The 22398-nt window shown below is 67.5% G+C and carries 17 protein-coding genes and 1 riboswitch; of the genes, 15 read left to right on the top strand and 2 right to left on the bottom strand.

The window, feature by feature from the left end; genetic code table 11:
• Positions 1 to 116: 116 nt before the first annotated feature.
• A complete protein-coding gene (locus D4765_RS14810) occupies positions 117 to 1379 on the top strand; it encodes an MFS transporter (protein WP_237280466.1) in 1263 nt (420 codons plus the stop codon).
• Positions 1380 to 1478: 99 nt separating this feature from the next.
• Here D4765_RS14810 and D4765_RS14805 read toward each other — a convergent pair whose 3' ends face one another.
• Positions 1479 to 4142 carry a sigma-70 family RNA polymerase sigma factor gene (locus D4765_RS14805; protein WP_136643075.1) on the bottom strand — a complete coding sequence of 888 codons (2664 nt, stop codon included), beginning with the start codon at positions 4140 to 4142 and terminating at the stop codon, positions 1479 to 1481.
• Between the two features lie 102 nt (positions 4143 to 4244).
• Positions 4245 to 4326, top strand: a riboswitch (ZMP/ZTP riboswitch).
• Between the two features lie 42 nt (positions 4327 to 4368).
• Between D4765_RS14805 and glyA the strand changes: the two genes are divergently transcribed.
• Both glyA and D4765_RS14795 read left to right on the top strand, forming a co-directional pair.
• Positions 4369 to 5652: a serine hydroxymethyltransferase gene (gene glyA / locus D4765_RS14800; protein WP_136643074.1), complete on the top strand. Its 1284-nt coding sequence runs from the start codon at positions 4369 to 4371 to the stop codon at positions 5650 to 5652.
• An 8-nt stretch (positions 5653 to 5660) separates the two neighbouring features.
• Positions 5661 to 6611 carry an aldose 1-epimerase family protein gene (locus tag D4765_RS14795; protein WP_136643073.1) on the top strand — a complete coding sequence of 317 codons (951 nt, stop codon included), beginning with the start codon at positions 5661 to 5663 and terminating at the stop codon, positions 6609 to 6611.
• A gap of 53 nt (positions 6612 to 6664) precedes the next feature.
• Here the strand turns inward: D4765_RS14795 and D4765_RS14790 are convergent, their stop codons facing one another.
• Positions 6665 to 6901, bottom strand: a complete 237-nt coding sequence (locus D4765_RS14790) for a hypothetical protein (protein WP_136643072.1) — start codon at positions 6899 to 6901, stop codon at positions 6665 to 6667.
• 185 nt (positions 6902 to 7086) lie between these two features.
• On the opposite strand from D4765_RS14790, the gene D4765_RS14785 reads away from it, so the two are divergent.
• The 12 genes from D4765_RS14785 to D4765_RS14730 all read left to right on the top strand — a co-directional run bounded on the left by D4765_RS14785 (position 7087) and on the right by D4765_RS14730 (position 22305).
• On the top strand, positions 7087 to 7581 hold the full coding sequence (locus D4765_RS14785) for a glutathione peroxidase (RefSeq protein WP_136643071.1): 495 nt from the start codon (positions 7087 to 7089) through the stop codon (positions 7579 to 7581).
• A gap of 157 nt (positions 7582 to 7738) precedes the next feature.
• Positions 7739 to 8317 carry a hypothetical protein gene (locus D4765_RS14780; RefSeq protein WP_136643070.1) on the top strand — a complete coding sequence of 193 codons (579 nt, stop codon included), beginning with the start codon at positions 7739 to 7741 and terminating at the stop codon, positions 8315 to 8317.
• Positions 8311 to 9060, top strand: a complete 750-nt coding sequence (locus D4765_RS14775; RefSeq protein WP_237280465.1) for a lytic transglycosylase domain-containing protein — start codon at positions 8311 to 8313, stop codon at positions 9058 to 9060. The genes D4765_RS14780 and D4765_RS14775 overlap by 7 nt, the downstream gene beginning before the upstream one ends.
• 4 nt (positions 9061 to 9064) lie before the next feature.
• Positions 9065 to 11020 (top strand): protein kinase domain-containing protein, encoded by a 1956-nt coding sequence (locus D4765_RS14770; protein WP_161580456.1) that lies wholly within the window; start codon positions 9065 to 9067, stop codon positions 11018 to 11020.
• A 188-nt stretch (positions 11021 to 11208) separates the two neighbouring features.
• The gene (gene pstC / locus D4765_RS14765) at positions 11209 to 12360 is read left to right on the top strand and encodes a phosphate ABC transporter permease subunit PstC (RefSeq protein ID WP_237280464.1); all 1152 of its coding nucleotides are present in this window, start codon (positions 11209 to 11211) and stop codon (positions 12358 to 12360) included.
• Positions 12361 to 12362: 2 nt separating this feature from the next.
• Positions 12363 to 13679 carry a phosphate ABC transporter permease PstA gene (gene pstA / locus D4765_RS14760; RefSeq protein ID WP_237280463.1) on the top strand — a complete coding sequence of 439 codons (1317 nt, stop codon included), beginning with the start codon at positions 12363 to 12365 and terminating at the stop codon, positions 13677 to 13679.
• Positions 13676 to 15322: a phosphate ABC transporter substrate-binding protein PstS gene (gene pstS, locus D4765_RS14755; RefSeq protein ID WP_237280462.1), complete on the top strand. Its 1647-nt coding sequence runs from the start codon at positions 13676 to 13678 to the stop codon at positions 15320 to 15322. Before pstA ends, pstS begins: the two co-directional genes overlap by 4 nt.
• A gap of 98 nt (positions 15323 to 15420) precedes the next feature.
• Positions 15421 to 17982 (top strand): hypothetical protein, encoded by a 2562-nt coding sequence (locus D4765_RS14750; protein ID WP_136643068.1) that lies wholly within the window; start codon positions 15421 to 15423, stop codon positions 17980 to 17982.
• Positions 17982 to 19193 carry a hypothetical protein gene (locus D4765_RS14745; RefSeq protein WP_136643067.1) on the top strand — a complete coding sequence of 404 codons (1212 nt, stop codon included), beginning with the start codon at positions 17982 to 17984 and terminating at the stop codon, positions 19191 to 19193. The genes D4765_RS14750 and D4765_RS14745 overlap by 1 nt, the downstream gene beginning before the upstream one ends.
• 38 nt (positions 19194 to 19231) lie before the next feature.
• Entirely contained in the window at positions 19232 to 20284 is a 1053-nt protein-coding gene (locus tag D4765_RS14740; protein WP_136643066.1) for a hypothetical protein, read from the top strand.
• 156 nt (positions 20285 to 20440) lie between these two features.
• The gene (locus D4765_RS14735; protein WP_161580455.1) at positions 20441 to 21502 is read left to right on the top strand and encodes a DUF916 domain-containing protein; all 1062 of its coding nucleotides are present in this window, start codon (positions 20441 to 20443) and stop codon (positions 21500 to 21502) included.
• On the top strand, positions 21499 to 22305 hold the full coding sequence (locus D4765_RS14730) for a hypothetical protein (protein ID WP_136643064.1): 807 nt from the start codon (positions 21499 to 21501) through the stop codon (positions 22303 to 22305). The genes D4765_RS14735 and D4765_RS14730 overlap by 4 nt, the downstream gene beginning before the upstream one ends.
• The last annotated feature ends 93 nt before the right edge of the window (positions 22306 to 22398 follow it).

The following is a 22398-nucleotide window of genomic DNA, read 5'->3' as shown; positions in this document are numbered from 1 at the left end:
GCGGCACCACCTGCCGATACCATTGACCTCGGTGGGCGGTCAACGCTCACCCCGGGCACAAACCACGTGGCGTTTCGGCTCGCAAGCTTGTGCCCCAGAAGTGTTTTGGTTCCACCGTGACGACTACCGTCAAAGCTCCCGCTCGTTCCTCTGCGGCTCCGACTGCCGCCCGTTTTCCGCTCGGCGGCCTCGCGGTTCTCGCCACCGCCGTGTTCATGGCGGTCACCGCCGAGGTGCTGCCCACCGGGCTGCTGCCCGAGATGAGCGCCGACCTGCACGCCAGCGAGTCGCAGATCGGGCTGCTGGTGACGTACTTCGCGGTCGCGGTGGTGTGCTCGGCCGTTCCGCTGGTGGCGGTGACGAGACGGTTCCCGCGGCACACGCTCATCGTGGGGGTGCTGCTGGTGGTCGCGATCACGAGCATCCTGTCGGCCGTCGCGCCCGACTACACGTTTCTCGCCGTGGTGCGGGTGCTGGGCGGCATGGCGCACGGGCTGTTCTGGGCGGTCGTCGGCACCTACTCGGTTCACCTCGTGCCCAAACACCAGATCGGCCGCGCCGTGGCCATCACATCGGGTGGAGGAACGGCTGCGTTCGTGCTCGGTGTGCCGCTCGGCACGATGCTCGGCCAGGCCTTCACCTGGCGGGTTCCGTTCGCGGTCATCGGGGTGCTCGCGCTGTTCGCCGCGCTGCTCATTCTGAAGAAGCTGCCGCGCGTGTCGCCTGCCGAGCGCGAGCGGTCGCGGCGGGGTGGTGTGGTGTCGGGTGCGGTTCTGGATGCCCCGCCCACGCTCGCCGCCCACCGCGGCCGTTTCGACGCGACCGTACCGGCCGTCGCGCTGCTGTGCCTCGTTGTAGCGACGCTCATCGTCGGGCAGAACACGCTCTACACGTACATCACGCCGTTCATGATCTCGTCGATGGGGGTGCCGGCCTCGTCGGTGGGCCTGCTGCTGTTCGTCTACGGTGTGGCGGGTGCGCTCGGGCTCGTGCTCGCCGGAGTCGTCTTCTCCCGCCGGCCCACGCTGGGCGTCGCGGTGGGTCTCGTCTGCACAGCGGTCTCTGTGACCGTGCTGACGCTCTTCACATCGAACATCGTGGTGTCGGTGGTGGCGTTCGCCGTGTGGGGAGCATCTTTCGGGCTGATTCCGTCGTTGATGCAGGCGCGGCTGCTGCACATCGCGTCGCCCGCCATTCGCGATACGGCAAACGCGTTCTACTCCACCTCGTTCAACGTGGGCATCGCCGGGGGCGCGTTTCTCGGCGGCATTCTGCTGAACGGGGCGGGGCTCGGCGCGCTGCCCGTGACATACCTCGTGCTGATGGTGGTCGCGGGCGTTCTGTTGGTGATCAGCTGGCGTATCGCGCGCCGGCACTGACCTCGGCTGGCCGGCTCGTTCGTCGGCGCGCCGGATTATGCCTGAGTGCTGCGCCGGTGGCCCCGAGTGCTGCGCCGGTGGCCCCGAGGAGGGCACCGGTCAGCTTGCTGCCGGAGCTGAGACGGTAAGGGTGCCTTCGGCGAGCGGGCCGAACCGCCCGGTCAGCGGGTCGATGTACCGCAGGGCGACGGTGGCACGGCCCGGCGGGGTTCCGGTGGGGGCCGCGATCGTGCTCGAGAACAGGCCATTCTCGTCGAACTGCAGAACCGACAGTTGTCGTACGCCGTTGAAGAATGCTTCGAAGGCCGCGTTCGCGACACCCGTTGCGGTGACGGTGAAGCTGGTGGCAGCGAGGCTCTCCGCGCTGGCGGGAGTGGTGAGCGTCAGTGACCGAAGTACGACAGGGGTCGCTGAGGTCAGGGCCGAGGTCTCGCCGGTCTCGCTCACTTGGCGCACCGAGAGGCTGTGCGACCCGAAGCCGAGCGTCGGGAAGTCGCTGATGCTGTAGTGCCCGTCTTCGCGGTTGGCCACGGTCTGGGCGACGACCGACTGCGCAGAGGCCGTGGTCTCGACAACTTCGATGGTGGAACCGGGTGTTCCGCTGCCCGTCACGACGGGGAACAGCCGCTCGCCCGGGTCGAGAGTGAATACGGCTGTCGGTGTGGGCGATGGGGCGGGTGTGGGTGGCGTTGATGGGGTGGGCGTGGGTGTCGGGCTCGGCGCGGGCGTCGGAGTCGACGGCGGAGTGGTCGGCGGTGGAGTGGGGCCGTTGGTCGGCGGGTCAGTCGAAGTCGGCGGTGTCGAGGCGGGGTTCGAGTTGGTCGGATCAGGTGCGGGTGTCTCGGGTGCGCTCGGAGACAGCGGTGACGACACCACGACACCCGGTGCGCCGGTGCCGAATGTCGGCGGTACGGGCTCGACGCTGCGAAGCCCCGAGCTGGTACCCGTGGCGGTCGTTGTCGCGTGGGATCCGGGGGCCACCCCGGTCGATGGTGAGCCGTCGCCCGGCGAGCCGGCGGGTGCGCCGCCGGCGGTGCTGGCGCTGGGAGCGCCAGCACCGGGCGCAGCGGAGAGCGTTTCGGCTTGGTGGTCTGCGGCGGCGGGGCTTGTCGAGCGTGCCCCGCTTGCGGCTGCGCCAGGGCCGGTCGTCGACGAGGCGCCCGCGAGTGGAGTGGCAGGTGTCGCGGCCAGAAGGGGCCCGAGGAGAAACGCCGCTCCTACCGCGGCCGCGCCGAGGAGCCCAAGTGTTGCAAGAACGACCGCCGACGGAGCGCCAGACCCTCCGCCTGCTCGGGCGAACCCGCGCGCACCGACTCGCCCGAGACCGCTCCCGCGCAGACCGCTCCCGCGCAGACCGCTCCCGCGCAGACTGCTCCCGCCGGGGCCGCGGGGGCTCCGCGGGGAAGATGCTCCGCGGCCCGACCCCGCTCGACCCGCCGGACTCACGGTCGATGCAGGGCGAGGAGGCACCGGAGTTGCCGCCGGAACCGTCGTGGAGGGAGTCGATATGGCAGGAATGGTCGCGGCTGGTGCCGCGGTGCTGACCCCGGCTGGCGCAGTAAGAGCGGTCGTGACGGCACTCGCCGCGGGGGAGATGCTCACTGGTGCAGAAGCGGTCGAGAGGTGCGCGGTCGCCGCAGCAGTGCTGGCGAGGTGGGTGGCGGGCAGAGCTGCCGCGGCGAAGTGTGACGCGGGCAAGGGTATGGCAGCGAGATGCGCCGCCGCGAGGGTGGTGGCGGCGGCGTGGGCCGCGGTCTGCAGGTAGACGGTGTAGGCGGTGGCGCCGGCGATGCCGGCAACGAGCGGGAGGAGCACGAGCGCGAGGCGGGAGCCGACATCGCGCGCTTCGCCGTCGACGATGGTGCACGAGGGGCAGTCGGCCAGATGCTCCCGCACCTTGCGGGTCTCCCGGGGGCCGAGGCTGCCGCGCGTGTAGGAACCGAGCTTCTCGATGATGGCGGCGCATCCGGTGTCGGTTGCGCGAATGAGGTGCGCCTGGATCCAGGCCTGGCGGAGGCCCTCGCGGGCCCGGAACGTGAGCGCCGACACCGCGTTCGGGGTCATGCCGAGCAGGGGCGAGATCTCCTGCGAACTCAACTGCTCGACCTCGCTGTACCAGAGCGCCTCCTGCCAGCGTGTGGGGAGGCTGCGAAAAGCGGTGGCGGTGAGCGACTTGTCAAGAGCCAGCAACGTTTCGGCCTCTTCGGAGTGCGGGTCTGCCAGGGCATCCAGCTCGTCACTCGCATCGACGATGTTGCCGCGGCGCCACTGCATGGCCACGTTGCGGATGGTGCTGAACAGGTACGGCCGGAACGCGGTCGTGGGGCCGCCGCCGCTCTTGATGGCCTGTAATACCTTCGCGAAGCTCTCGGCCACGACGTCGTCTGCGTCGAGCCCGTAACTGCGGGCGACGGTTCGGCCGGCACGAGAGTGCCTGTTCCACAGCTCGGCGAAGGCCTTCGAGTCTCCGGCACGAGTGCGTTCCACGAGGTCGAGATCGCTCGGCCCCGACAGGCCGGGATGGGCGTGTGCCCCGACGGGATCGCCCGACCCGAGGGCCTGGCCACCCGACCCGAGGCCCTGCCCGGCCGACGGCGACCCGAGGGCGCGCCCCGCCGACTGCGAACGCAACCGCGCCGAAGCGGTCTCGCCACTCTCGCCAGGGCCGCCAGGGCCGCCAGAGACGCCTGAGCCGCCAGAGACGCCAGACCCGCCTGAGCCGCCTGAGCCGCCCGACTCGCCCCGCTCGTTCGCGTTGACCATGCTGCACCTGCCTGAATTCTTCACGCTGCTTGAGAAATATTCATTACCCCCAATCTTAATGAACAATACTCAAGAGCGGCGAGAATAGCAACGCTGCTATGCTGACGAAGTCGCAACTGGCGTTCAGATGGTTACCATCGGGAAGCGACTGACACGGATTCGGCCGCTCGCCTGGGTCGCTACGGAACTGCAGTACCTCTTTCCGTCTGTCGAATAAGGAGCCATCGTGCCGAGTCAACTACCGTCAACGTTCAACCACGCCCTCTCGAGCGTCGATCCTGAGATCGCCGAGGTTCTGAAGAACGAACTCGGCCGCCAGCGCGGCACCCTCGAGATGATCGCGAGTGAGAACTTCGTTCCCCGCGCCGTACTTCAGGCCCAGGGCTCGGTGCTCACCAACAAATACGCCGAGGGTTACCCCGGCAAGCGCTACTATGGTGGCTGCGAGTTCGTCGACGTGGCCGAGAACCTGGCCCGCGACCGCGCGAAGGCCCTCTTCGGCGCCGAGCACGCCAACGTTCAGCCGCACGCCGGCGCGCAGGCCAATGCCGCCGCGCTCATGGCGCTCGCCACCGTCGGCGACACCATCCTCGGCATGGAGCTCAGCCACGGTGGCCACCTCACTCACGGTATGAAGCTCAACTTCTCGGGCAAGAACTACCAGGCCACCGCCTACGGAGTCGATCCCACCACCTACCTCGTCGACATGGATGTCGTTCGCGAGAAGGCCCTCGAGCACCGCCCGACCGTGCTCATCGCCGGTTGGTCGGCGTACCCGCGCCAGCTCGACTTCGCCGCGTTCCGCGCCATTGCCGACGAGGTGGGCGCGAAGCTCTGGGTCGACATGGCGCACTTCGCCGGCCTCGTCGCCGCGGGCCTGCACCCCTCGCCGGTTCCCTACGCCGATGTTGTGACCTCAACGGTTCACAAGACCCTCGCCGGTCCGCGCAGCGGTGTCATCCTGAGCAAGGCCGAGTGGGCCAAGAAGGTCGACTCGGCTGTCTTCCCGGGCCAGCAGGGCGGCCCGCTGATGCACGTCATCGCAGCGAAGGCCACCGCCTTCAAGCTTGCGGGCGAGCCCGAATTCGTCGACCGTCAGCAGCGCACCATCTCAGGTGCGAAGATCGTCGCCGAGCGCCTGATGGGCGCCGACACCGTGGCGGAGGGCATCAGCGTTCTGACCGGGGGCACCGACGTGCACCTCGTGCTTGTCGACCTGCGAAACGCGAAGATCGACGGCAAGCAGGCTGAAGACATCCTGCACGAAGTGGGTATCACGGTGAACCGCAACGCGATTCCGTTCGACCCGCGCCCGCCCATGGTCACCTCGGGCCTGCGCATCGGCACCCCGGCGCTCGCCACCCGCGGTTTCGGCGACGAAGAGTTCACCGAGGTCGCTGACATCATCGCGAACGCTCTGAAGCCGGCTCCGGATGTCGCGGCCCTGCGTGCCCGCGTTCTGAAGCTGACCGACGGCTACCCGCTCTACGACGGCCTCGAGGGCTGGTAGCCCCGCCGATGCGTGCACCCACCGGGCAGCAGTTCGCCCTCACTTTCACCGGTGAAGCCGGAGTCTCGACGGCCATCGTCACCGAATTGGCCGCGAGCCTTCGCGAACTCTTTCTCGACGGCATCGAGTCGACCCAGTCGCACACCGAAGACGTACTGCCGCCCATGGGCGACGGCATCGTTCTGGTGCCGTGGCCGAATCGCATCAAGGATGCCCGGTGGGTTCTCGACGGCACGACCCAGCAGCTCGACATCAGCGAACCCGCCACGGGCAACGCGATTCACGGGTTGCTGCGCAACACCGCGTACCGCGTCGCCCGGCAGACCGCTTCGTCGATCACGCTCGAGGCCACCGTTTTTCCGCAGCACGGCTACCCCTTTCTGCTCGACACCAGCGTGGAGTACTCGCTCGGTGACGACGGCCTCACGGTCACGCACACCATCGTGAACCAGTCGGCCTCGGTCGCCCCGGTTGCCGTGGGCGCCCATCCGTACCTGAAGGTCGGCGATGTGCCCGTGGCCGACCTGGTGCTGCGGGTCGATGCATCCACTCAGTTCGAGGTAGACGAGAAGGCGATCCCCACGGCCGAAGTCTCGCTCGACGGGTCGGAGTTCGACCTGCGAGGCGGGCGACGCGTGGGAGAGGTGACCCTCGATCACGGGTTCGGTGGGGTGGGCATCCAGAACGGCGAACGCGTTCACTCGGTGACGGCGCCCGACGGTTCGCGAACCGAGCTGTGGGGCGATGAGCACTTTCGCTTCGTGCAGGTCTACACGCCCACGAACTTTCCGCTCGAAGACGGCACGAAGGGCCAGGCTGTGGCCATCGAACCGATGACCGCGCCGGCGAACGCCTTCAACACCGGCGAGGGTCTTCGCCAGCTCGCGCCGGGCGAGACCTGGGTACTGCGGTGGGGTATTCGCCACCGGGCACCCGGCCTCGCCACTGTGCTCGACTAGTACGAGCTGGGCTGGTACCGCCGTACAGCCGTACAGCCGTACAGCCGGTTCGGCTAGTTGTCGACGTTCGGCGGGGTGGCGTCGACTTCGCCGACGAAGTTGTACGCGATGGGCTCGACGGTGCCCTCACCGAGCGCCCAGGTGCGAACCGACGTGGTGCCGGCGGCCTCGAACGTGAGCTCGACGAGGTCTTGGTACGCGCCGTTCACGTACGGCAACTCGACGATCTCGTTGTTGCCGATGACGTTCGGGCCGATGAGTTCTGCCCGGTAGGTCTCATTGTCGGTCATAGCTTCCCTGCTCTTTCCGTTACGCGCGTCGCGGATGCGCGTCGCTGCGATCGCTACCCAGCGTAAAGGTCGCTGGTCTGCCGCGTAAGACCCGCGGTGTGCACGTTCTCTCAATTCATGGCTGGGAGGCCTGTGGGCAGTGCCGCGACGGGCTGAGCACCCCGGCGCACGCATAAAATCGGGGTATGCCCTCCCCTCTGTACGACATCCCCATTCAGACCGCCGCCGGCGAGAGCACCACTCTCGCCGGCCTCAGCGACAAGGTCGTGCTCGTGGTGAACGTGGCATCGCGGTGCGGCCTCACACCGCAGTACGCCGACCTGCAGCAGCTGCAGACCGAGTACGCCGATCGTGGGTTCACCGTAGTGGGGTTTCCCAGCAACCAGTTCAACGGTCAAGAGCCGGGTACCGATGAGGAGATTCAGGCATTCTGCTCGGCGACGTTCGGTGTCGACTTCCCGGTGTTCGCCAAGATCGAGGTGAACGGCGAGGGTCGCCATCCGCTCTACGAGCTGCTCACCACCGTCGAAGACGAGAGCGGCGATGCCGGCGACGTTGCGTGGAACTTTGAGAAATTTCTCATAGCCCCCGGCGGCGAGGTCGTCTCGCGCCTGCGCCCGAAGACCAAGCCCACCGACCCTGCCTTCGTCGCGAAGATCGAGCAGTACCTGCCCGCCTGAGTCTCTGCCCCTGCTTCGGCCACGCATTTGGCCACGGGTCGTACACGCCTTCTTCACGTGTTGGATGCCCGTGGTCAACCCGTGGGCGGCACAGTACAGGCTGAGCCTCGTCGCCCGATTGGGCGTGGCGTCGGCGACAGTACGAGGCGAGGTGACTGTGACAGCGAACCCGAGCATCTTCTTCTCGCAGTTCGCCTCGCGAAACGACCCGGTGTTACTGGGCTGGTCGACCTTTCGGGAGCACGTTCGCCAAGGCGCGCGCGCAAGCGCAGCGAGAGCGGGGCGCACGCTCCAGCCCTCTGGTGAGCCCCGCTTGGCCCCGGTCGCCCGGTCGCCCCGTGCGACGGCCCTGACACCGGATGCCCGTTCAGGCATCTGGCGACTGCTCGCGTCGAACAACCGCGAGGTGGCGCGCAGCCTGTTTCTCTACGAGTCGCTGAGCTCTGCCCGCGCGCACGTTCTGCAGCTGCGGCAGCAGACAGACGAGATGACCGTCATGCCCATCACCGGCCCCGGCGCAGGCCAGCACGGCTGGTACGTGACGATCGACAATGTTTCGGTGATGTCGTGTGGCCGCTGGTATGGGGCCGCGGCGCTCAGCCGGGAGTCGGCAGCGTACTCAGTGCACGCGCTGGCGTCAGCATTCGTCTCGGAGGGCTCGCGAGCCACTCGCTCGAACGCGCCGGTGCGGAGCGCCCAGCACGCGCTCATGCGCGACGGGGTCGCCGCGTGGTGAGGGCGCTGCTGGTGTCGGCGCTGGTGCTGTTCGGTCTGTTCATCGGCGTGGGCCTACTCACGCCACAAGCGCGCGGTCTGGCGGCCACGGGTGGTTCGCAGGGGGCTGGGGTGGCTGAGGCTTCCGCGGTCGGATCGAACACCGCAGCTGCAACGCAAAGTGCGGGCGGCGCGGGCGGCGACGCAGCGTTGGTCGACCCGACGTGGGCGACCGCGAGTGCGGCCCGCACGGGCATCCCGTACCGTGCGCTCGTGGGCTACGCGGGCACGGCGCTGGCGCTCGCGAGGGAGCTGCCCCAGTGCCACGTCGGGTGGAACACCCTGGCGGCACTCGGCTCGATCGAGTCGGCGCACGGAACCCACGCGGGATCGACGATCACTGCCGACGGTGCCGCGAGCCCTGCGATCTACGGCCCCGCGCTCGACGGCTCAGAGTATCCCGCGGTCAGTGACACCGACGGGGGAGCCCTCGACGGCACCGCGAACGGTGACCGTGCCGTGGGGCCTCTGCAGTTCATCCCGTCGACCTGGATGCGGTGGGGAGCCGACGGCAACGGCGACGGCGTGAGCGACCCCCAGCAGATCGACGACGCCTCGCTTGCGGCAGGGCGCTACCTCTGCAGCTACGGCGACCTGTCGGGTGCGGCGGGCTGGCGGGCATCCGTGTTCGCCTACAATCATGTCGAATCGTACGTCGATGCTGTGGCCGAGACCGCCAATCGGTATGCCGCTGCGGTCGGCTGAGCCGATGGATGCTCGACCCCCCGGCCTCGTCTCGGCCCGTTTCGCGCTCGGCGACCTGCTCGGCAGCGGAGGTTCTGCGTCGGTGTTCGAGGCGGTCGATGTGCTGACCGACGAACGGGTGGCGCTGAAGATCCTGCACCCGCATCTGTCGCACTCGCCCGAAAGCCGCGAGGCGTTCTTCGTCGAGGCGCGGGCGGCCGAACCGCTGCGACACCCGAATATCGCCGGTGTACTGGGTGTGGGCGTGCACGACCCCGACGGCGAACCGCTGGCGTGGATCGCGCTCGAGCGCGCGCCCGGCACGACTCTGGCCGAGTACATCGAGTCGAACGGAGTGCTCGGTGTCGGTGAGGCGCTGGCGCTGGCCGATGGCATGCTGCGGGCGCTGTCGGCTGCGCACGCGATCGGCCTGGTTCACCGTGATGTGTCGCCCGCGAACGTGATGGTGTCGGGTGCGGGTGGTGTCGCTGCTGGTGCTGGTGGGGGTACCGCTGGCGAGGGCGCTGGCTACGGCGTTGGCGTTGGCGTTGGTGCTGGCGTTGGCTACGGCGATGCGGCTGGCGTTGGCTACGGCGTTGCTGGTGCGGCTGCGCGTGCGCGCGGGGCCGACGGCCGCGTTGCTCTGGTGGCCGACGGCGTGCGGCTGGTCGACTTCGGGCTGGCCGATGCCGCCGGCCGGCCCGCGCTCGGTGCCGACGTGCTACGCAGTGCCGTGAGCGACCGCTCGCTCGGAGTACTCGGCAGCGTGAACTACATGTCGCCAGAGCAGGCGACCGGCTCACCCGTCGACGCACCGGGCGACCTCTATCAGGTGGGCGCGGTGCTGTTCTTCGCGCTCACCGGCCAGCCGCCCTTCGTGCGTGATCATGCTCAGGCCGTGATGCGTGCCCACCTGACGGCGCCGCCACCCGTCGCCTCTGTGCTTCGACCGGGGCTGCCGAGAGCAGTCGACCGGATGCTCGCCAAAGCCCTGCTCAAAGACCCTGCTGCCCGCTTCGCCTCGGCCGAGGCCATGCGTGCTGAAGTACTGCGCATAGCGGCCGTGCTGCCCGGTGCGCCCGGCACCATGCTGACGGCTGTGGCTACCGCTGTGGCTACACCTGTGGCTAACTCCGTCGATGGCGTCACTGGCGCCAAGGATGGCTTCAACGACGTAGCGCTCGCCGGCGCATCGGCAGCGATGCCGGCGGGTACCTCCACCGGGTTGGCGAGCCTTCGGGGCACTGTCGGCCCGCGTCGGCGAAGCGGCGGCGCGGTGTGGCTCACCCTCATTCTCACGGCGACAGCGGTAGGCGTGGTGTGGATGCTCGCAGCCAACGGGTCACCTCGAGGCACCGCGGCAGCCCTGCCGCCGGCAGCGAGTGCGACGGGCTCGCCCGCCGGCAGTGCCGATGCGCCGGGTGCGACCACCGTCACCCCGCCCGCCACCCCACAACCGAGCGCTCTGCCGCTACCCACCGCCGCGGCGAGCCCGGTTGTGGCGGCGGCGGCAATGGTGCCCGTTCCGGAAGTCGACGGCATCACGCTGGCAGAAGCGCAGCGGCAGATCGAGGCCGCGGGCCTCAGGCTCGGTACGGTGACGCCGGTGAATTCTGCGTTGCCAAACGACACGGTTCTCGAAGCTTCGCCGGTGACGGGTGGGCAGGCAGCACACGGCTCGGCAGTCGACCTGACGGTGGCGTCGGGGTCGAACAGCGTGCCCCGGGTGGTGGGGCTGACTCAGGGTGACGCGGTGCCGGTAGTCCAGCGCGCCGGGTTCGCGGTGGTCGTGGCAGCGAGGACCAGTGGCAGTGTGCCGGTCGGAACGGTGCTTGCCGTCGAACCGGGGGAGGGTTCTGAGCTGAGGCTCGCCACGTCGGTCACCCTGGTCGTGGCAACGGCGCCCACCGCACCAGCGCCTACCCCGGCGACGACCGTGCCGACCACGCCGCCCACCGCCTCCGGCGCGCCGCGCCCCTGACCGCCCGCACCACTCCGGCCCCATCCCTGCCGCGCGTGTGCCCACAACTGGGGGAGCCCCTCGTGCTCTCAACATGCTGCGTCTGCCGCTGCTTCACGAACCGGGCACCCTGTGTTCACCCGGGGCCATGACCATCAGACCTGTCGTATGCGGGCCGAGTGGCGCGCGGGCAGAGAGGGAGGTGCGCCATGGTCGAGAAGAAGTTCGACTCGCTCACCGACCTTCACAACATTCTGACGCGTGAAACCACGGAGAAGATGGTGGTTGCCCGTGTGATTGCTGAAGAAATCGGAACAATCGCACCCGCACCGATGCACACGGGTACCGGCAGAACCCGTCAAGACAACCCTGAACCCCTTGTGCACCCGGGCGCAGCCCGACGCTCACTCGCGGCGCGCGCCTCCCGCTCAGACTCAGTATTCAAGGGCGTCTCGTTCACGGCCGGCGCCACCACCGTGGGCATCATGCTCGCCGTCGGGTTGTTTCTGACCCTGCGAGCGAGCGACGCCCTGCAGGTGGCCGGCATCAACTTTCTCCTGGAGCAGCAGTGGTCGCCTGAGACTCACCAGTTCGGCATCGCCGCAGTGATCTTCGGCACTTTCAGCATCGCCATCATCGCGATGTGCGTCGGAGTTCCCCTCGCCGTGGGTACAGCACTGCTGCTGTCAGAGGTGGTGCGCGGCCCGCTGCGCTCGTTCCTGGTGTCGCTGGTCGACCTCATGGCTGCCGTACCGAGTGTGGTGTACGGGCTGTGGGGTCTGTTCTTCCTCCAGGCCGCCGTCATTCCGGTGTCGGCCTGGATCTCGACCTATTTCAGCTTCATTCCCGCGTTCGCCGTCGAAGACGGCACAGGTGCGAGGCTCACCGAGGCCAGTGCATTCACCTCCTCAGCGTTCATCGCCGGCATCGTCGTAGGGCTCATGGTCGTACCCACGCAGACCTCGGTGATGCGCGAGGCATTCTCTCAGGCACCGATCGGCGAACGCGAGGCAGCTTTTGCACTCGGCTCCACCCGTTGGGGCATGATTCGCACCGTTGTGCTGCCGTTCGGTCGCGGCGGGATGATCGGGGGCATCATGCTCGGCCTCGGGCGCGCCCTCGGCGAGACCATCGCCGTGTACCTCATCATTTCGCCGATCTTCACGATCAACTGGGAGGTGCTGAAGACCGGAACGAACTCGGTTTCGGCGCTCATCGCCCTGCGGTACGGCGAAGCGAGCCAGTTCGGTCTGTCGGCGCTGATGGCCGCCGGCCTGGTGCTCTTTCTCATCACTCTCGCGATCAACTTCACCGCGTCGTCGATCGTCGCCCGGTCGCGCTCTGGCGCAGAGACGAGCTGACCGTGACGACAGCGACAGTGACGACAGCGACAGCGACAGCGACCGCGGTGACGGTGACGGGAGAACGGGCTGCCCCGGCGGCCCCGGAGGCACGTCCCACGAGCGTCCCGAACCGAACGGGAATCGAGGTGGGGCCGAAGAGGCGCCTGCGTGAGTCGACGCTCGACGAGAAATTCAACGTGCTCGGGGCTCTCGTGGCCGGGCCCACCGTCACCACCCTGCTCTTCGGCTGGTTCACTCCGCTGACCGGGCCCATCGGCTGGGTAGTGGTGTCGTTTGTGCTGTTCATCGCGTTCTACAGCCTGCTTGTGTCGCTGAGATCAGACCGTGAAGAGGTGAAAGACCGCATCACGACGGTGCTGCTCATCAGCGCGGGCGTCGTACTGTTCGGAGCACTGGTGTTCGTGGTGATCTACACGGTGGGTCGTGGAACCATCGCGCTGCCGCACCTCAACTTCTTCACTCAGACCATGCAGTTCGCCGGGCCGCTCGACGGGCTCGACGTGGGCGGAATCGCGCACGCGATCGTGGGCACGCTGATTCAGATCAGCATCGCGCTGGCCATCACGATTCCGCTCGGCATCACGACGGCGGTGTTCCTCAATGAGGTGGGCGGTCGGTTCGCGCGGTTCGTACGCACGATCTCAGACGCGATGACAGCACTGCCATCGATTGTTGCGGGATTGTTCGTGTACGCGGCGATCATCCAGCTCATCACCCACCAGCGGTCGGGCTTCGCGGCGGCGCTCGCCATCGCGGTGATGATGCTCCCGATCATCATCAGGGCCTCTGACGTGGTGTTGCGCCTCGTGCCCGGCAATCTGCGCGAGGCCTCGTATGCACTCGGGTCGACGCGGTGGCGCACGGTGTGGGGCGTGGTGCTGCCCACGGCACGGTCGGGCCTCGTCACGGCGGTCATTCTCGGAACGGCTCGCGGAATCGGCGAGACGTCGCCCGTTCTGCTCACCTCGGGTATCACCGCGGTGATGAACCTCAACCCGTTCTCGGGCCCGATGATCTCGCTGCCACTGCAAGTGTTCGACTTCGTGAAGTCGCCGGAGCCGAACATCATCGCCCGCGGATTCGGAACAGCTGCCGTGCTGATTCTGCTCGTGCTGCTGCTGTTCGTTGTTGCCCGCCTCATCGGTGGCAAGGGCCCGGGGCAGCTCTCCGACCGCCAGCGCCGTCGGGTGGCAGGCCAGTCGGCTGACGATGCGCGGCGAATGAACCGCACGCCCGCAGCCTCGCCGGCTGCCCCTCTCGCAGCCCAGCCCACCGGCACACCCGCCCCCGCAAACCCCGAGGAGACGTCTCAGTGACGCCGCGCATCCGTCTCGTCCGCCTGCTCACCGCTGGCTTCGCCCTCGCTCTGATGCTCACGGGCGTCGGCGGTGGCGTTGCAGTGCAGAGCGCCTCGGCTGACACCTACACCCCCATCAGCGGCAGCGGTTCGACGTGGTCACAGAATGCCCTCGACCAGTGGCGCAAGAATGTGGCCTCGAACTACGGCATGACCGTCAACTACTCGGGCAGCGGTTCCTCGGCCGGTCGCGCCGACTTCATCGCCGGTACCGTCGACTTCGCCGTGAGCGAGATTCCATTCCAGGCGAAGCCCGAAGACGGCTCTGCCCCCGAGGCCCCGGCGACGCCCTACGCCTACATGCCCATCGTGGCGGGCGGCACCTCGTTCATGTACAACCTGAAGATCGGCGGCAAGCGGGTCACCAACCTGCGGCTGAGCGGCGACGTCATCACGAAGATCTTCACCGGTGTGATCTCCAAGTGGAATGACCCCGCCATTCAGACAGACAACCCGGGCCTGGCGATGCCCGACAAGTCGATCACGCCCGTGGTTCGCTCTGACGGCTCAGGTTCGACCGCCCAGTTCACGCTCTGGATGTCGAAGCAGCACCCTGACCTCTGGAATGCCTTCTGCACTTCTGTGAAGCGCAGCGTGCCCTGCGGACTCACCTCGCAGTACCCAGAATTCTCAGGGTCGAAGGCTCAGAGCGGCTCGCTGGGCGTTTCGGGCTACGTGAGCCAGGACTACGGAGAAGGCGCGATCACCTACGTCGAGTACTCCTACGCGCTGAAGTCGGGTTTTCCCGTGGCAAAGGTGCTGAACTCGGCCGGCTACTACGTCGAACCCACTGCTCCGTCGGTCGCCGTTGCGTTGCTCTCGGCACAGATCAACACCACCGTGGGTTCGCCCGACTATCTCACCCAGATTCTCGACGGTGTGTACAACAGCGCCGACGCCCGCACCTATCCGCTCTCGAGTTATTCGTACATGATCGTGCCCACCAAGGTGGGCGGCGTCTTCACGGCAGAGAAGGGCAAGACCCTCGGCGTGTTCACCAACTATCTGCTCTGCGAGGGGCAGCAGCAGGCGGCAGCGCTCGGCTATTCACCGCTGCCCCTGAACCTGGTGCAGGCCGCGTCGGATCAGATCAAGAAGATTCCGGGAGCCTCTACCGCCGGTGTCAACCTCGCCACCTGCAACAACCCCACCTTCGACGGCAAGAACCCGGCGAGTAACAAGCTGGCTGACACCGCCCCCCAGCCTCAGGCCTGCGACCAGCGTGGGCCGAACCAGTGCGTCACCGGAACCGGTGGGGCCACCGCGACCACCGACGTCAGTGGCTCGGGCTCGGGTGGTGCCGCCGCGGCTCTGACCACAACGACCGATACCGCAGCTTCGGCGGTGGCCCCCGCTGCAGCGACCGCCGCCGACCCGGCGGTAGCCGCTGCCTCGAACACCGCGGTCTATGACGCGAACGGATCTGTTGTCAGTGGTGCCACGAGCGGCTCGGCAGTGGCCGTCTCGAAGCCCCTCGCCCTCTCCGACACCGGTTTCGGTGCCCAGCAGATTGTTATGACAGTGGCCGGAGCGCTGCTGCTCATCGCCATCGTTCTGCCGCCGTTGCTGTCGCGCCGACTCAAACGAAACTCTCCGAGGTAGGCCCCGCCATGCCCATTCTGAGCCTGAAGTCTGCCTCCGTCTCTTCGTCTACCTCTTCTACCTCTTCTACCTCTTCCACGCCGTCGGCGCGGCACCGGATGCCCCGCCGCCGCTCCGCCATACTGCAGGGCCTTTCCGGTGTGCTGGTCGGCGGCGCCGTGTTCGCCCTCGTCGCCCTCACCGGCGCCGTCATCCCGGCCCAGTCTGCTCGGGCCGATGTCTCGTCGGCGGTCACCGTCTCGGCGTACTCCCAAGACGCCGACATCGCCGACGCGCCGATGAAAGACCTCGTGGTGACGGTGTCGCAGACCAAAGACCTGATGGCCCAGGGCATCCAGGTCTCGTGGAAGGGCGGGCTGAAGTCAGAGGTGCCGAGCGGCCAGACCGGCGGCGCCAATTTCTTGCAGATCGCCCAGTGCTGGGGCGACCTGAACGGTCATACCGATGAGCCCGACCGTACAACGTGTCAGTATGGCGCTTTCAATACGCCCGGTGCGTCGCGAGACTCTTTCATCAGCCCGGGCACGACGGCTACAGCCGATCTGCAGTACACGGCGCCCAGCAGTGGGCCACTCGACCCTGCCTACACCTCGATCCCCTTCGTTTCGGCCACTGGCGTCACCGTCGCGTCGGTGGTGAACCCCCCGAAGGCGTACCCGAAGGGGTCGCCCAACATCAAAGACGAGTCGGTCGACGTCAACAACAACCAGTTCTTCACCAAGCAGACCAGCAACGAGATTTCGTGGGCGGGGTCGGGTGCCAACGGTTCGGGTTCGGTCAAATTCGAGGTGCAGACGGCCGCGCAGTCACCGGGTCTCGGGTGCGGTACCCGCATCGCAGCCAGCGACGGCACAGAGACCGGCAGCTCGTGCTGGCTCGTGATAATTCCGCGAGGCACCGCCGATACGGGCGAGCAGAACATCACGAAGTCGGGCCTCTTCTCCGATGCCTGGAAGCACCGCGTCGCCATCCGTCTCGACTTCAAGCCCATCGGCGTGAGCTGCACCATCGGGTCGGCCGAGCGCCAGTTGGCCGGCAGCGAGCTCGTCTCGGGGGCGGTGTCGTCGTGGCAGCCTGCCCTCTGCGGGGCGGCAGGCGGCGCGGCGTACACGATCATCTCGGGCAGCGAGTCTGACGCTCTGCAGGCGGCGAGCAGCACTGTGGAGCAACCCATGGCGCTCACCTCACGACCCTTGTCTCAGACGGCCGACACGGGTGATCCGCTGATCTATGCGCCCATCGCTCTCACCGGTATCTCGATCTCGTTCGCCATCGATCGCGAACCGAGCGCCATCAAAACCATTCCGCAGACCTCGACAGACAACGCCCGAACTCCTTTCACCTCGCTGAACCTGACTCCGCGACTGCTCGCCAAACTGCTGACCAACTCGTACCTCGACTCGCTTCCGACCGGTGCCGACAAATCGCAGATCAACTACAAGAGCCCGACCGACCCGGGCAACAACGCCCGAAACCTCACGCTCGACAAAGATTTTCTGGCCATCAACGATCCCGAATGGGCCGACCAGCAGATCACCTCGCCTGCCCTCGCCGACCTGCTCGAGCCGCAGGGCCGCTCCGACGCGGCCTTCGCGCTCTGGAGCTACGTGCTCTCTGACCCAGAGGCCGTTGATTTTCTGGCCGGCAAGCCCGATCCGTGGGGCATGATCGTGAACCCCTACAGCTCGACCGATGCGTCGAAGAACCCAACCGGTGTCGCTCTCGTTCTACCGCGCGACAACTTTCCCAAAGCCGACCCGGTTGAACAGCCCAAAGACCCGGCCGGAGCCGCTGCCGTGAACGTGGTCACCTGGCGCCCGTACACCAACGACTTCGACACGAGCGGGTACCTCATTCTGCGAGGCGACGGCCAGATTCTGGGGCCGTGGGATTCGCTGGCGGCGACACCGAAGTACACCAAGACAGCGCGGGCCCTGGCCGGTCTGCAGCGTGTGATCGGAATCACCGACACGGCGAGTGCGGCGAAATACCAGACCTTCTCCGCGTCGCTTCGCAACTCGGCCGGGGTCTTCGTCGCCCCCACCACGGCCTCGCTCAGCGCGGCCGGCGCGGCGATGACAGAGAATGCCAGCCAGGCGCAGGTCAGTCAGTTCGACCCCACATCGTCTGCCGCCCGTGCGACCCCGACGGCCTACCCTCTGACGCTGCCCGTGTACGCCGCGGTGAACCCGGCAATGGGCGACGACAGCCTCAGGGCCGACTATGCGGCGTTCATCCGGTATGCGGTGACCACCGGGCAGGTGTCGGGCACGGCGCTCGGGCAGCTGCCGGAGGGATACGCGCCCATTCCGGCCGCGTGGCAGGGGCAGGCGCTCGCCGCCGCAACCATCATCGCGAACGGACCCCTCGCGACTCCCGTGGCGAGCCCCTCGCCCAGCCCGGTGTCGGCTCCTGCCGCCGCCGTCTCGAAGCCCGTCGCGGTGGCGGCCCTACCGGCGGTGCAGCCGGTCACGGCCGCCGCCCCGACGATCACCGACCCTGCCGCCACGGGCCAGACCGCCGCACCCCTGCTCGGCGCTCCCACGCCCGCCGACCCGCAGAACGGGGCCATCGCGGCAGCGGTACCGGCGAGCATCCTCGCCGGTCTTGGCGCAGCTTTCGCATTCCCCTTCATGTCGCGCATCAGGAGACGACCCTGATGCCCCCCATTCTTGGCCCGTTCACCGGCACCCTCGCGGGCTCCCGTGCACCCAAGTCGGCGCGCTCGCACCTGCGATTGGCCGGTCACCCCCGAAAGGAACTCATCACAGTGAAAATGAAGAAGATTGTCGCCATCGGCGCGGCAGTGGGCGTCGCCATCGCCGGTTTCGCTTTTGCGGCACCGGCCAACGCAGAACCGGTCTCCAACAGCTACGTGCTGGTGGGCTCCGACACGCTGCAGGACTCGGTGAACGCGCTCACGAACGGTACCTCGATCAGCGGCTCGTTCGTTCGCGTGACCTCGGCCGGTGCCACCGTCGGTTCGTTCGATGCGTTCGGCTCGTCGTCGATTCAGACCAAGCCCAACGGCCCGTACTTCGGCCGCCCCTCAGGCTCGGGTGCTGGCGTCAACGCGCTTCGCGCCTCGATCAACGGCACTGCGCTCTACTCGGGCAACGCTGCTGTTCCCACCAAGACCATCTCGGGCCAGGTCGACATCGCCCGTTCATCCAGCGGCCCCGGCGCCAACGCGAACGCCGCCGGCCTGCTGCTCTACGTGCCCTACTCCCGTGACGCCGTTTCGTATGCCTACAAGGGTGACAGCGCGGCCATCGGCGCGCTGACCACCGCTCAGCTCAAGCAGGTCTACGAGAGCAACACCCCGGTCACCATCAACGGCGCTGTCGTTGTTCCGCGTCTGCCGCAGGGCAGCTCGGGTACGCGTTCGTTCTTTCTTTCGGCCATCGGCGTGACCACGCTCGGCTCGACGGTGAACGACGTCAACAACACGACGCCGGAGAACGACGCTTCCGTGCTCGGCGCCAACGAGATCATCCCGTTCTCGGCCGCCAGCTGGGTCGCCCAGTCGAACGGCGCCACCGGCGTCAGCACCATCGGCACCACCGGCGTTCAGCTCGGCAGCACCAACGGCATCGCGCCGTTCACCGGAACCGGCACCGCGCTGGTTCCCAACTCGGCCTACTACTCGAGCACCCTCGGCCGCGACACCTACGTCGTCGTCGAGTACAAGCGCGTCAACAGCAACGACCCTGCGTACGACGCCAACCTCGCCGCGCTGATCGACCCCACCGTCGGCCAGAGCCTCACCAACTTCGGTTCGTTCGCCACCACCTCGGGCGCTGTGAAGAAGAAGTTCGGTTTCCTTGCCCCCGTCTCGACGACGGCGCAGCGCGCCTTCGCCACCATCTAACCCCCCGCGCACAGAAACTTAAGGAATACATACCCCTCATGTTCAAGACAAACGCCATTCGTGTGGCCTCGGTCGGCATCGTCGTCGCCGCCCTCATGGGTGCCACCACGACGTCTGCCTTCGCCGCTGACCCCGCTCAGCCGGTCAACTCCACCGCGCCGATCTTTCTGCTCGACGCAGCAACCGGCGACCCCATCGCGGCCGGTACGACCCTCGCCTTCAACAAGCAGGTCGTCGCTTCTCCCACCGCGACCAACGACGGCACCGTCGTCTACCCCGGTGTCGCCGACGCGACCGACGTGCGCACGTTCATCGCGCCCGTCGGCTCAGAGCGCACTCCGTCAGCCTGGAGCGCCATCGCGCCCGGGGGTTTCTACCCCGGAACGCACGATGTGCTGCTGCCGACCATGACCCTCGACTCGCACACCAACGGCAACCTGGCTTCGGTCAAGGCCAACGGCGGTACGTACAGCCTCGGGTTCGCGCTCACCAACAACAACGCCCTGTCGATCGCCTCTGGCGCGGTCTACTACACGACCATCACGGTCACGCCGGTGACCGGTGCCTGGACCTTCGCGACGCCTGTCGCGACGGGCCCGGCGACGCCTCCGAGCGGTTCGTTCGACCAGAACCTCGCGGCGACCACCGTTGCTGCGCAAGACGGAACGCTGAACCTCGTGTCGTCGGCCAAGACCACCAACGTCTTGAACGCAGCGACCCTGGTCAACAACCTGTCGACCTCCACCGGCACCGTCGGTAATTTCACGGTTCAGGATGGCCGTGTTGTGTCGCACCCGGGGTGGACTGTCACCAGCTCGGTGACCGACTTCACCAACGGCACCACCACCATCGACAAGAAGCAGCTCGGTATCACCCCCAAGGCCGGAGCCACCGCTCTTCCCGCCGGTGTGACACTCGCCGTTGCCCAGGCTGCCGGCTCTGCCGTCAACCCGGCGCTTCTCGCCTCGTCGGGTCTGACCGCCGCGATCGCCAGCACCGACCTCGATGCTGACCTCACGTTCGTCGCTCCTGCCGACAAGCCGGCCGGCACCTACACGGCCAAGCTCACCATCACGCTGGCATCGAAGTAACACCCGTTTCACCGTACTGATTGTGTGAAGGAAGGAGGGGCATCCACTGGGTGCCCCTCCTTCTGGGGTGCAGTCGTCTCTCACCGGCAGAGCTCCGTTCACCTCTGGTTCAGCTGATTCACCCCGCCACGCCAACTCGATTTGGATCAATCTACTGTGCCCCTTCTCAGCCACGTGACTCGCCCGGTTCGCCGCCCCCTCGGCCTCGCCCTTTCGGGCCTCTTCGTGGCCGGGTTGCTGCTCGCGGCGGCACCGACTCCTGCCGCCCACGCCGACGACGACACCTCTGGCATCTCCGGCGCGCCGGCCGGGGTGAACGGCGCCGACGGCCGTTCTCGCTTCAGCTACCAACTCTCACCGGGCCAGCATCTCGACGACCAGTACGTGCTTCGCAACACCGGTACGACACCAGAGACGATGAAGGTCTTCGCGACCGACGCCTACAACACCGACGACGGCGCATTCGGCCTGCTCGAAACCGACTCTGTACCCACCGACGCTGGGAGCTGGGTGTCGTTCACGGGTGGCGCGAAGACGCTCGAGGTTCCGCTCGACCCCGGCGCTACCAAGGTCATTCCCTTCAGCGTGGATGCCCCCGCCGACGCCTCACCCGGCGACCATGCTGCCGGAATCGTCATCTCGGTGCAGTCGGCGCAGGGCGCCATTCTCGTCGACCGGCGCGTTGCCACCCGGCTCTACGCTCGCGTGCCGGGAGCGCTCCAGTCCTCGCTCACGATCAGCAGCATCTCGGCGTCGTACAGCTCGGCACTGAGCCCGCTGCAGGGCTCAACCACTCTCACGTACACCATTCGCAACAACGGCAACATCGCGCTCTCGGCTCACATGGTGGCGGGTGTGAACACCTACTTCGGAATCGCGGCGGCCAGCCCTGTGCGCCAGGATCTGGCAGAGATGCTACCAGGAAGCACCCGCACGGTCTCGCTGACGGTTCCCGACGTGGGTCAGCTCGGCTACCTCAATCCGTACGTCAGCATGGCGCCGTTCGTCGACGGTGACGCGCTCGACCCGGGGGCGCTGACGAACGTCGACCGCGACACCGTCACGCTGGCCATGCCGTGGTGGCTCATCATCCTGCTGGTGATCGCTCTCATCGTGTACGCGATCATTCGACTGCGTCGCCGTCGAGACGAGAAGATCGCCGCGGCGTGGCTCGAGTACACCGAGGCAGAAGCGCGTCGCCACGCGGTGGTGCAATGACGCCGAAAGCCACTCGGGTGACCCGGCGGATGCTCGTCGCCACCTCCCTCGGTGCGCTCACTCTGGCAGCAGCACTTGCCGCGGGTCTCGTACCGGCTGCAGCGTTCGCAGCCGATGACCCATCGATCGGAATCACTGTGACGACGGTTCCCGTGGCGCCCGGTGCCGCGGCAGCGGGCGCTGCTTCTGCGGGCTCTGCGGGTTCGGGTTCGGGCACGGGGACCGGCTCAGGCGCGGGCTCGGTCGGCAATGGCAGCACCGTTGTCACACCCACCGCCCAACCGAGCGCCGCACCCGTGGCCAAAGCCGGCGAATTCGACCTCGGCGGCCTCATCTTCATCAGCGGCGTGAGCTCTGAATACAGCTGGAGCATCAACCCGCTGGCGGGCGAGCAGCACGCCCTGTTCACCGTGCACAACGTGTCGAGCACCACCATCGACTCCACGGCCACCTTTTCGATCGTCGGCCCGTTCGGAAACCTGATCGGCCGCCCCCAGACGGTGGCCATCGCCGGTCTGAAACCCGATGAGACCCGCTTGATCGACGCGACTCTCACCGGGCTCGGGCAGTGGAGCTTCTTCACCACCCACGCCACCTTCACGCCTCCGGCAACCGTGCAGGGTACCGCCCTCTCGCCTCTCACTCGCGATGGTTTCATGTTCGTGCTGCCGTGGTTTCTGCTCGTGCTCGTCATCGTGGCGCTCGGTGCCTCTTCTGTGGTGCGCATTGTTCGCGGTGCCGGCGAGGAGTCGGCGGATGCGGGTGCCCCCGAACCCGTCGGTGCAACCGGGCTCACCACATGACGGTCACGTTGTCGGCCGGTGGGCCGCCAGCCGACGCACCGGCGCTGCTGCCCTCTTCGCCTCCACCGCCCCCTGCGGCCCCCGGCCCACCCC

Origin of the sequence: Subtercola vilae (assembly GCF_004923255.1) — a bacterium.
Lineage (GTDB): Bacteria > Actinomycetota > Actinomycetes > Actinomycetales > Microbacteriaceae > Subtercola > Subtercola vilae.
The sequence above is the reverse complement of the archived record's forward strand: the minus strand, read 5'-3'. Positions and strand labels throughout refer to the sequence as shown.